The 12,060-nt window shown below is 39.3% G+C and carries 6 protein-coding genes; 4 read left to right on the forward strand and 2 right to left on the reverse strand.

Features of this window, described 5'->3' with window-relative positions:
- Positions 1-2: 2 nt before the first annotated feature.
- The 3 genes from Q8S11_RS08835 to Q8S11_RS08845 all read left to right on the forward strand — a co-directional run bounded on the left by Q8S11_RS08835 (position 3) and on the right by Q8S11_RS08845 (position 6,790).
- The gene (locus Q8S11_RS08835) at positions 3-2,159 is read left to right on the forward strand and encodes a DUF2231 domain-containing protein (RefSeq protein WP_305661726.1); all 2,157 of its coding nucleotides are present in this window, start codon (positions 3-5) and stop codon (positions 2,157-2,159) included.
- Between the two features lie 82 nt (positions 2,160-2,241).
- A complete protein-coding gene (locus tag Q8S11_RS08840; RefSeq protein WP_305661727.1) occupies positions 2,242-3,693 on the forward strand; it encodes a right-handed parallel beta-helix repeat-containing protein in 1,452 nt (483 codons plus the stop codon).
- 25 nt (positions 3,694-3,718) lie between these two features.
- Positions 3,719-6,790, forward strand: coding sequence for a c-type cytochrome (locus Q8S11_RS08845; protein ID WP_305661728.1), 3,072 nt, complete (start codon positions 3,719-3,721; stop codon positions 6,788-6,790).
- 110 nt (positions 6,791-6,900) lie between these two features.
- Here Q8S11_RS08845 and Q8S11_RS08850 read toward each other — a convergent pair whose 3' ends face one another.
- Both Q8S11_RS08850 and Q8S11_RS08855 read right to left on the reverse strand, forming a co-directional pair.
- The gene (locus tag Q8S11_RS08850) at positions 6,901-7,746 is read right to left on the reverse strand and encodes a universal stress protein (RefSeq protein WP_305661729.1); all 846 of its coding nucleotides are present in this window, start codon (positions 7,744-7,746) and stop codon (positions 6,901-6,903) included.
- 19 nt (positions 7,747-7,765) lie between these two features.
- Entirely contained in the window at positions 7,766-8,866 is a 1,101-nt protein-coding gene (locus tag Q8S11_RS08855; protein WP_305661730.1) for a mechanosensitive ion channel family protein, read from the reverse strand.
- 590 nt (positions 8,867-9,456) lie between these two features.
- On the opposite strand from Q8S11_RS08855, the gene Q8S11_RS08860 reads away from it, so the two are divergent.
- Entirely contained in the window at positions 9,457-11,583 is a 2,127-nt protein-coding gene (locus Q8S11_RS08860) for a phosphocholine-specific phospholipase C (RefSeq protein WP_305661731.1), read from the forward strand.
- The last annotated feature ends 477 nt before the right edge of the window (positions 11,584-12,060 follow it).

Below are 12,060 nucleotides of genomic sequence, written 5' to 3' on the forward strand. Positions count from 1 at the left end.
ACATGAAGATCAATTTGAAAGCTTATTCGGGTAATATTTTATTATTTCTTAATACCCTGATCATCTTTTTATTGATTTTCGAAAATAAACTGATCATCCCCGAATGGCTGCAGCCTCTGGGTAGAATGCATCCTATGTTGCTGCATTTTCCTATTGTATTGCTCTTGGTTTCCTTAATAATGGAGTTTTTCCAGTTTAAAATTATTGAAGAAAGCAGAAAGTTCTACCGTGATATTACAAGCAGGATTATGTTCTCTGGAATTGTAATGGCTGCAATCACGGTAATCATGGGCATTTTCCTGTCACTCGAAGATTCTTATGAGCCTGGGGATGTATTAAATTGGCATAAATGGGCAGGTGTAAGCATTGTATTTTTAGCCTCATTGATTTTTATATTAAGAAGCTCCAATTGGTATAAAAATGCCGTGGCTAAAGCCGGCGCGATTATTCTCAGCCTTACCATTGTGCTTGCCGGACATTTTGGAGCGGTCCTGACGCATGGTGAAAATTTCGTTTTGCAGCCTGTTACCAAAATTCCGATTGTGCCAATTGAACAGGCATTGGTTTATGACCACGTCATTAAACCTATTTTCCAGGAGAAATGTGTAAGCTGTCACAGTGATGAAAAGTTAAAAGGCAAATTAAAGCTGACTGATTCAGCTTCTATTATGATGGGCGGAAAGACGGGCAAGCTTTTTGTTCCGGGAGATCCCCGGGTAAGTTTGTTATTGGAAAGAATACACCTGCCATTGAGCGACAAAAAGCATATGCCTCCATCCGGAAAGCCGCAGCTTAACCCTGAGGAGGTGCTAATTCTTTTCCAATGGATCAAAGGTCATCAGGATTTTAGTAAAAAGGTAATGGATCTGCCTGCAGATGATTCTTTGCGGATTCTGGCAAGCTCCCGCCTCAAGCCTGCTGTCAAAGTTCCGGATGAGTATGATTTTGCTGCAGCAGATGAAGAGACAATTGAAGACCTGAATACTTTCTACCGGATGGTTAGTCCCATTTCCAGGGAATCACCAGCTTTGGCTGTTAGTTATTTCAGCAAGAACGCATATAATTCAAAATCCCTCGAAGAATTATCAGAGATTAAAAAACAGATTGTATCGCTCAGGTTGAGTAGGATGCCGGTGAAAGATGAAGATCTGAAGTTTATTTCGAAACTGAAGGAATTGCAAAAACTGGATCTGAATTTTACAGATATCAATGGCAGCGGACTTCAGGACTTGAGCGCTTTGAAAAAACTGCAGACATTATCATTATCGGGCACCAAGGTAAAGATTCAGCAGCTTCTGCCGCTCCTTAACAATAGAAACCTTCGTGAAATATCCGTATGGAATACTGCACTGACGGAAAAGGATATAGTCCAATTAAAAAAAGCCAACAGTTCACTGAATATAATTACGGGATTTAAAGATGATGGGACAACATTAATCCAGTTATCCAAACCATCCCTTAAAAACAATTCAAGGGTATTCATGAGCCAGACAAATGTGCAGCTCAACCATCCGAGAAAGGATGTGATTATCCGCTACACCCTTGATGGAAAGGACCCGGACAGTGTGGCTTCCCCTGTTTTTAAAAAGGAGATCAGGATTACTGAAAATGTGATGATCAAAGCAAAAGCCTATAAAGCCGGTTGGAAAAGCAGTGAGGTAAGCAGTTTTGCTTTTTACAAATCAGCATTTAAACCAGACCATATCAATTTGTTAAGTATTGCTGATATCAATTTTAAAGGTAATGGATCCAAAACCTTAATTGACGGACAATTGGCTGATTCTGATGTTAATAACACGAATTGGCAGGGTTTTAAGGATAAGGATATGCTGGTGATTCTGAATTTTAATAAAGCTGTTGAGATTAGTTCAGTGGTACTAAATTCATTAGTCAATATTAATTCTTCTGTATTTCCACCAATCCGAATTGAAGTTTATGGTGGACCAGATCCGGATAACCTAAAATTGCTGAATTCTATTAATCCCAAAATGCCTGTCCTAAAAGATCCTCCGCAAATAAGCAAATACGAGATCAAATTTAAAACTACAACAGTATCTTACCTCAAAATTATTGCAAAACCTTTAAATAAAATGCCTTCATGGCATCCCGGAAAGGGGAAGGCGGCATTGATTCTTTTTGACGAGATCCTGATTAATTAGATAAATACCTGCTTCTTTATTTAGAATAATGGGAACTCAAATATTGAATATTAATTTACTTTTAAATAAAAGATCATTATCCATGCATCAAAGATCATTTTCCATTTTTTATATCCTTCTGCTTTGTATTATAGTCTGCTTGCAGCCTTCCAAAGGGTATACTGTTAATGTAAGGGATTTTGGAGCAAAAGGGGATGGTATATCAGATGATACCAGGGCTATCAATGCTGCAATTTCAGGTGCTTTCGACGGGCTGGTTGAATTCCCTAGGGGCAGCTATCGGATCACAAAAACTATAGAAATTGATCTTTCCCGCTATGGGGCCATTGGTCTTTCAGGACGTGGAGCAAGCGCCAGCGTTATTATGGCAGCTGAAGGTGCAGCTTTTAGTTTTATTGGTTCACATGCTAAGGGATCAGCGCTTCCTTCATCGGTAAAACAGGTGACCTGGGATAAAGAAAGGATGCCTTTGATCGATGCATTGGAGATCGTTGGAGATCATATTAATGCCGACGGTATAGAACTCAGAAATACGCTAATGCCCACACTGCGTGCATTGCTGATCCGAAATGTGCGGAATGGGATACATTTGACATCCCGAAACCGGAATATTCTGATTGATGCCTGCCATATTTACAATAACAGCGGTATAGGTATTTTTTTAGACCAGGTTAATATTCACCAGTTTATCATCAGTGACAGCCATATTAGTTACTGTAAAAAAGGTGGTATCAAGGTCTTTAGCAGCGAAATTCGCAATTTTCAGATAACTGGTAATGATATAGAATACAATTGTGACCCTGAAGGACCTGTGTCAGCAGATATTTTGGTGGATTGCTCTCGGGGTGGTAGTGTACGTGAAGGCACAATATCGGGCAATACCATTCAGGCAATACCCAGTACGGGAGGAGCAAATATCAGGTTTTTGGGATTGGAAGGCAATCCGGATAAGATTGGTTTATGGAGCATTACCGGCAACCATATCAGCAATCAGGAGTTAAATATTCATCTTGAAAATACCCGGGGGATTAGTATCACAGGAAATACCTTCATTCGTGGATATAATCGTCATCTGCTGATCAATAATGGCCGAAATCTGATCATAAACGGAAATGTTTTTGATCATAATGAGGATTATTTCCCTTCCCAGCCATCTGCATACGGTGGTATTTTACTCAGTCGCGGGGAGAACGTAATCATGAGTGATAACATAATTGATGGATCAGGAAATGGAAATAAGGAAGATGGAGGGGCTATTGTCGTAACTGACAGCCGGGAAATTAGTATAACTGACTGTCACATAAAAAATCCCATTTTCAACGGAATTCTGATTGAACGGAGCATAAATTTACAGCTTAGGAATTGTATTATCAGTGAGGGTATTAAGAATAATGGAATGCTGACAGGGATATTATTGAAAGGATTGTGTACCGGTACTCTGGTAAAAGATAATAGTATAGGAAATGGAAAAATTTCTCAGATAAAAAATATGGCTACCGGTGTAATTCTGAAAGAAAATACTTCAATTGATTAGTTAAACTTTTTAACGTAAATTTTGGATGAAAGACAAAATTAAGTTGTTTTATATTATGGTAAGCTTGTTTATCGGGCTTCAGGCATGTAATACCGATCAACAAAGCAAAGTACCGGAAATAAATGATATCGCTGCAAATGAAGACGTTGCACGCTATATGGAAGCTTTCAAAGGACTAGGGGCATTAACTGACTCAACCCAGCCAACCCAGCCTCAAAAGGCACTGAGCGATTTTCGCTATCCTGATGATCTAATCATGGATCTGGTCTTATCAGAACCCGAGATAGTTCAGCCTGTTGAACTCAGCTTTGATCATCGGGGCCGGCTTTGGGTGGTGCAATATCATCAATATCCATATCCTCTTGGGCTAAAAGTGACCAGTGTCGACAATTTTTTGAGGGTTCATTTTGACAAGGTACCAGTTGCTCCACCCGGCGGACTTAAAGGCGCCGATAAGATCAGCATTTTTGAGGATACAGATGGAGATGGAACCTATGATAAATCCACTGATGCGATTAAAGGACTTAATATTGCAACCAGTGTACTAACCGGAAGAGGAAAAATCTGGGTTTTGAATCCACCTTATCTGCTTTCTTACGATGATCCGGATGCCGATGGGATACCTAATGGAGAAGCAAAAGTTCATTTAAGTGGTTTTGGACTTGAAGATACCCATGCGGTTGCCAATAGTCTGAGATGGGGCCCCGACGGTTGGTTATATGGTGCACAGGGAAGTACTACCACAGCCAATATCAGTTCTGATGTATCAAAAAATATTGCTTTTTCGGGGCAGGTGATCTGGAGATATAATGTAGATACTAAAGTTTTTGAAGTATTTGCCGAAGGCGGAGGTAATACCTTTAATGTTGAGTTTGACAGCAAGGGAAGGCTTTATTCAGGGAATAATGGTTCCGACCGGGGTCCTTATTATAAACAGGGTGGATATTATCCCAGAAGTCTGGGCAAACATGGTCCATACACAAACCCTTATACCTTTGGGAATCTGGATAATATGGAACTGATTGGTGAAAAAATCCGTTTTACACATTCCCTTATCAGGTATGAAGGAGGCAGTTTACCTGAAGCTTATGAAGGTAAGATGATTGCTGTTAATCCATTATTGAATTATGTGCAACTAAGCCGATTTGAACCGAATGGCTCCAGTTTTAGAAATGTGGATGAAAAAAAAATTGTTGAAACTGAGGATCATTGGTTCAGGCCGGTGAATATTAAATCCGGACCAGATGGTGCGGTATATATTGCTGACTGGTATGATAGCCGGCTGTCACATGTGGATCCCCGTGATACCTGGCATAAGAGTTCAGGCAGGATTTACCGGCTTCGTGCCAAAGGTTCTAAGACTGCTTATCCGAATTTTGATCTGAGTAAATTTACGAATGCTCAATTGATCAAGCTGCTTGATCATAAAAATAAATGGTTTCGCCAGCAAGCAATACTGCAGTTTGCAAATAGGAGAGATAAATCCATTGTTCCAAGATTGGCAGATATTTTAATATCAGGTAAGCCTGATCAGGCATTAGAAGCATTATGGGCTATTAATGTGAGCGGTGGTTTAAATGATGAACTTGCTGGCAAAGCCCTTGATCATCAGGATCAGTATGTACGCGAGTGGGCCGTACGATTACTTGGGGATAGAAAAAAAGTTTCTGTTGCTATAGCTTCCAGGCTGGCAGTACTGGCAGCAAATGAAACCAGCGTGCTGGTAAGAAGTCAGCTAGCCGCCACAGCAAAGAGGTTAGACGGAATTGTTGCTATCCCAATACTGAAAAATCTAATCAACAATCATGATGATTCAAATGATCCGGATATTCCATTATTGATCTGGTGGGCTATGGAGGCCAAATCAGAGTCTGACAGGGATGTTTTGATCGCCATTTTTGAAGATAAGGGAATATGGCAGAAAAAGCTGGTTCGTGATGTATTGTTGAAGCGTTTAATGCAGCGCTATATCATGTCGGCTGGAGATGCCAATTATAGTGCAGCTTCAAAATTGATCCGTCTTGCACCTTCGAAAGTTTATGCTAAAATAGGAATGAGCGGACTCCGTGAAGGGCTTCGGGGCAAGGATGCAATTGGATTATCAACCGAGCTGACTAAAGCGATTCAGCCCTATCAATCGGAGCTTTTTGGTGCTCCTTTGGCTCTGTCTATACGGCAGGGAAATAGGACAGCTGTGAAAAAAGCATTAAGTGTTATTGCCGATGAAAATGCTGATTTTACCCATCGTTTATCCTATATCGTAATTTTTGGTCAGACCAATCAGCCGGAATCTGTTCCTGTTTTACTGGGAATTGTAGAAAGTAGCAAGTCTACCGGTGCAATGAAAGAGGCTGCCCTTCAAGCATTACAACGCTATAATATTGATGAAATTGGTTTAAGGGTGGTTAAGGCCTATCCTCAGTTCAGGGGAGATAACGGTGTGAGGAATGCTGCATTGGATTTATTTGCCAGTAGGGTCAATTGGGCAAATCAATTATTTACGGCAATCGCAGAGACTAAAAGAATAAGTAAGGACGATGTTTCTGATCAGATAGCCCGCAGGTTAAAACTTTTAAATGATACCAAAATCAGTGCTCAGGCCGATAGCTACTGGCCTAATGTGAAACTATCCGGATCTTCAGAAAAGAACAATGCCCTGGCCAAATATTCCAAATTGTTAAAAACAGGTTCCGGAGATATCAAAAATGGCAGAATTCTATACCTGGCCAATTGTGGCTACTGTCACAGGCTGTTTAATGAAGGCGGAACTATTGGCCCTGATCTTACCGGCTATGAACGCAGTAATTTGAACTACTTTTTACTGAATGTAATCGATCCCAATGCCGATATCAGGGAAGGATACGGACTTCACCGGATTATTACAAGCGATGGACGGACGATTGAAGGTAAGATTGCTGCCAGTAATGGAGATACTCATACTATCCAAACACAGGCTGGTAAAGAGATCATACTTTCTGTAGAACAAATTAAAGAGATGAAAGCATTGCCGGTATCCATTATGCCCGAACGTATTCTGGATCGTTTAGATGATCAGGAGATCAGGGATATATTTGCCTATATTATGAAGAAGAATTGATTTTTTCTTCATAATCTTATTCAACCTTCAAGGAAGCGAGGAATCTACATGGTTTACTGACACAGGTATTTCATTTGGCTGAAATCCTTGTGTTAAGTGTGACTGTATAATTACTTTAGATTAAGCACTGGTACAGAAGCATTATTTATAATGAACCTGTTCTTACTTTGTTTGCCAAAGATTGGAAGATTGCTTTTGACATGGCCGGATATTACAATCAGGTCTGATTCTGATTCAACTGCTTTTTTAAGGATTGATTTAGCTGTTCCGGATGTCTTTTCCAGCTCTGTTTTAATATTCCTGGTAGTAATAGAAATGAGTTTATGGACGGAGCGCATCAATCTATTCACCGTATCCAATTCCTTTATGTCATTTGGCGATTTAACCATTCCAAACAAAATAACTTTTGACGCATTTTTTTCTATGATTGGTAATGTCAGTTCAAGCTTAGGAAGATTAGGTTTCTTTAGCCAAAAGGGGAATAATATCATTTTGAAATTATCATGAGGGCAATTTTCAGGAACAACTAAAACCGGACAGGATGTGGTTTTTATAATCGTGGAAACGTCCCTGTTATTGAAGAAACTGAAATGGCTTGAGCCCGACTTTTTTTCTAATACAATCAGCTCACAATCATAAATAGTAGCGACTTTGTCCACTGTAGTGGAGAAGCTACCCTCTTCGATATGGTAATAGCATTTTATTTGATGGGTTTCTTCCAAATCCTTTGCATACTTCTCCAATGATTTCATTTCAGCCATCATGGTTTCTAGTCTGAACCCAATTAGTAATGCCTTCTTTCCGATAGGGTAAGGGAAATCATTTACCTTATTAACCTTCAATAAATGTAAAGAAGCATTATGCCTTTTACACATAGCTAAACCGATTTTGACTGCATTTTCTGTTGAATTAGAGAAATTTATCGCTACCAGAATGTTTTTTATTTCCTTTTTCATAGATGCTATTTTAAGATTATCAGGTTTGATTAATTGTCTCCATTTTTTTATTGTTAATTTCTTGAACATTGGGACTTGAAACCGTAAAAAGAGTTTGAGTTGGATAGGCAAATTCAATTCGCTCTGCCTCAAACCGGCAGAGTATCCCAAAATATATTTCCTCTTGTTTATCCATAAATACGCTATAGTCAGAACTCAAAATGTAATAAACAAATTCAAAATCAAGGCTGAAATCACCAAATCCGGCAAAGTGTCCACGGTCAAGGCGCACATTCTTACTGGATTTAATAATTTCTTTAACCATCGCAGGAATTGCCTTCACCTGTTCGGATGAGGTCTGATAAGTTACACCAAGTTTGAAGACGATCCGCCGCTCTTCCATCCGCTTAAAATTATGAATCCGGGAGTTTGTCAGATAGGTATTGGAGCAAATCAACTGCTCACCGCTAAGCGTTCGTATTCGGGTGGTCTTTATGCCAATGTATTCTATCGAACCCATATTGTTTTCAACTATTATGAAGTCGCCGATTTCAAATGGCCTGTCAAAAAAGATTACAAAATAACTAAAAAGATCACCCAGAATAGTTTGGGCGGCAAGAGCTATCGCGATTCCACCTATTCCCAATCCGGTGATCAGGGTAGTTACATTATAACCCAAATTATCTATAATGAAAACAATCCCCAGTATCCAGATTATGATATTAATAACCAGCAAAAGCCCCTTCGCCTGTTTTTTCTCAGAATCCCTGTTCTCACTCGTTTTTATGAAAGAGAAAATAAATTTTTTCACAACAGAGGTAATAATCCGAAGAATGAAAAATGTAATATACAGCAGGGTAGCTACATGCAGGACAGAAGCTATTTTTGGCCCGATTTCTAACATGTTTATTGCTAAACGGAATATCGCCAGATAAGAGAGGGGAACAACTGATTTTTCGAAATTTGCGATAAGGAAATCATCGAATGTAGTTTCGCTCCTGAAAGCCCATAGTTTGAGGCGCTTTAATACTACCCGTTTAAAAATTGCGATCAGTAAAATTCCTCCCACAAAAATGGAGAGTGATATTAACCAATCCTGTAATGAATTGCCAAAATAGAATCTGGACAAAAATTGAGTCATAGCCAGAGGTTTTATTCTCCAAAGGAGATTGAACGGATGAACAATCCAGGAAGCCGAATATAATTGCCGTAAAAAAAGCTGTTGGCAGGCTACCTGCTTGTAATTATGAGAACAATAAGCTACCCGGGACGAATTAGAAAATTCTGGTTAAGGGATTATTGTTCAGGAAGTACAAAGATACAAAAAATATTTTTGGACCTCAGAAATGGGGACTATGCCTGTATGGAAACATATTTATGAAGTTTCGGGCTTCTGGTAAAGCCAATGATTGTACAAGCCCCCGGAATGGATTCCTGCTTTTTTCTAATGCACTGAGGAATGATCCCCAAAGGCTGAAATAGCTTTTACCTAAACTTGTCTTCCTTGGGTTCCCGAAAGTTGAGAAGGTTGATCATGAACTGGCAGTTCCCCGGTTCCCCCGTATAATCAGTGGCCCTGATACCTTTTTGAACAGAAGCCTATACCCGAATTTTTCAATTATGGTTATTCTATTTGTTCTAACTAGAAAACATTGATTATTTTAACAGGAATTAGGAGGAAATAAAGGAATCTCATCCAGAACCTTTTTTGTTCCATTATTTTTTAAAACCATGAGCAAACTGAACAGACGAAAGTTTATAAGCATGAGCACCGGAGCGGGTATTGCGACCGCATTATGGGGGCCTTTATTGGAACGGGCACTAGCTGTCCAGGCACACAATGCGAGCCGCTCAATTAAAGATGTAGAACATATTGTTATTCTGATGCAGGAGAACCGTTCGTTTGACCATTATTTTGGTACGATGAAAGGGGTAAGGGGTTTTGGTGACCGCTTTCCGGTTCCCCTGAAAAGTGGTCAGCGTGCCTTTCACCAATCTGATGGCAAACAGATTGTTCCTCCTTACAGGGCACATGGTAAAACCTCAAATGCAGCATTGGTTACTGGTACGCCACATAATTTTTCGGATTCACAGGCTGCCTGGAATCAAGGTAAATATGGTTTTTGGCCTCTATTCAAAACACCATTCTCAATGGCATATTATACGAGGGAAGAGCTGCCTTTTCAATATGCAATGGCTGAATCATTCACGATATGCGACGCATATCATTGCTCTATAGCCACAGGTACAGATCCCAATAGGATTATATTCTTTTCCGGCTCCAATTTCGATCCGTATAAACGGGAAGCAGGGATTAACTGCACAGATGAAAATTCGGAGCCTGTAAATCTACGCTGCTGGATAAAGGGTGCTTTACCTGAGCCAGGATATACCTACCAGGGAAGTTCCTTTAATTGGCCAACTATTCCGGATGTCCTGAATAAAGAAGGTATAAGCTGGCGTATTTATCAGGATCCTAATGATAACTGGACTGGAGCGATGCATGGCTGTCTGGCTTTTAAAAGTTTCCGTGAAGCCAAACCTGGATCTTCTATATATGAGAATGGTATGCGGCAATGGACTCTTGAAAATTTAAGAAATGATGTAATGAATGGCTCCTTACCTCAGGTAAGTTGGATATTACCATCCCAAAAGAATTCGGAACATCCAGGCGCACCATCCAGTCCTTATCGTGGCGCAGACTTTACCCATGATGTACTGGAGGCTATCACGTCCAATCCTGAAACATGGAGTAAAACCGTTTTCTTTTTGACATTTGATGAGAATGATGGGTTTTTTGATCATTTGCCTTCTCCTGCAGTCCCATCGTATAATTCAGATAATACACTTGCCGGTAAATCTACAGTTGATCTGAAAGGGATGTATTTTGATAATGAAAATAGTCAGACCAATTACATAGATAAACGGGATGTAGTATCAGGGAATATCCGCCCATGGGGGATGGGACCACGTGTCCCTATGTATATTTTATCTCCATGGAGTAAAGGAGGTTGGGTAAATTCCGAAGTTGCCGATCACACTTCCGTTGCTCAGTTTATTGAAAAACGATTTGGACTAATAATTCCTGCAATTAGTCCCTGGCATCGTGCTGTAAGCAGCGATCTTTGTTCCGCATTTGATTTTGAGAGTCCCAATGATCCTGTTTTTCCGGATTTACCGGATACTTCAGATCATGAGATTCGTGACGAAGCATCAAAGCGTTTACCAATATCAAGAGCTCCTGAAACCCCATCTTCACTATATCAGGAGAGAGGAACAAGATTTTCACGTGCATTACCTTATCGTTTGCATTGTCATTTTAGGGCTTTGAAAATGGATAATAAGATTAAGCTAATCTTTGAAAACAAGGGTTTTTCAGGAGCTGTTTACCATGTTTATGATCTTAATCATTTGGATGAAATCCCCAAACGGTATACAGTTGAATCCGGAAAATCACTTGATGATGAATGGAAAGCAACAAATGAAGGTAAATATGAGCTGGAAGTTTATGGCCCCAATGGGTATTTTCAAAAAATTTTAGGAAATATTTCAGAGAATGAGCCCAAAACAACAATATCATATGATCATAGAATTGGCGGATTAACAGTCAGTATGCAGAATGCCGGAAACAAACCTATGCGCTTAAAAATATCTTCTAATGCTTATGATTACACAGAGCAGGGCTTTTTTGACATTGCTCCCGGAAAGTTGATGAAAAAAAGCTGGGAATTACAAAAAAGTGCAAACTGGTATGATTTCTCAGTTCAATCAGAAGATGGTTATTTGCATCGTTTTGCTGGAAGGGTTGAAACCTCAAGGCATGGTGTGAGCGATCCTGCAATGGCTGCTGAGATTTAAATCTATCAGCTGAATATTGCTTTATGTCTTCCGCTCAGAGTCATAATATAATAATCCTCCTTTTGAACTTGTATCTGTTAATTAAAAAGGCTAAAATTTATTTTTTTAAGCTTGAACGTTGTCTTATCAAGACTGAATTGAGGATTGGTATTTAATAAGAAAAATGGAGTTTGTTCTTGGTCAGACGATTTAAACAGTAACAAGGATAAAGGATTATATATAAATCACCTGCAGCTTTAAACTTTCTCTTTAAAATTAAAAAAATATAAACCTTAAATACCTTACAGGACCAATGCGAAAAACTGTAATTAATAAGATCTGACAGTTCTCTTTAAATTACTGGACTCAAAGCCCTTGGCTTAATAAAATTTTTGAAGAAGCACCAAACTCTACAATAATCAATATCCCGGTTATTCTTTTTTGATATCTGAAAGTATTCTTAAGTTCTGTACTATAGCGGCCAATTGAATATATAAA

It is taken from the genome of Daejeonella sp. (assembly GCF_030695525.1).
GTDB lineage: Bacteria > Bacteroidota > Bacteroidia > Sphingobacteriales > Sphingobacteriaceae > Daejeonella.

Coding starts and splice junctions, on each gene's coding strand:
- Q8S11_RS08860 (WP_305661731.1), top strand. CDS start 9,457: ATGAGCAAACTGAACAGACGAAAGTTTATAAGCATGAGCACCGGAGCG.
- Q8S11_RS08840 (WP_305661727.1), top strand. CDS start 2,242: ATGCATCAAAGATCATTTTCCATTTTTTATATCCTTCTGCTTTGTATT.
- Q8S11_RS08835 (WP_305661726.1), top strand. CDS start 3: ATGAAGATCAATTTGAAAGCTTATTCGGGTAATATTTTATTATTTCTT.
- Q8S11_RS08855 (WP_305661730.1), bottom strand. CDS start 8,866: ATGACTCAATTTTTGTCCAGATTCTATTTTGGCAATTCATTACAGGAT.
- Q8S11_RS08850 (WP_305661729.1), bottom strand. CDS start 7,746: ATGAAAAAGGAAATAAAAAACATTCTGGTAGCGATAAATTTCTCTAAT.
- Q8S11_RS08845 (WP_305661728.1), top strand. CDS start 3,719: ATGAAAGACAAAATTAAGTTGTTTTATATTATGGTAAGCTTGTTTATC.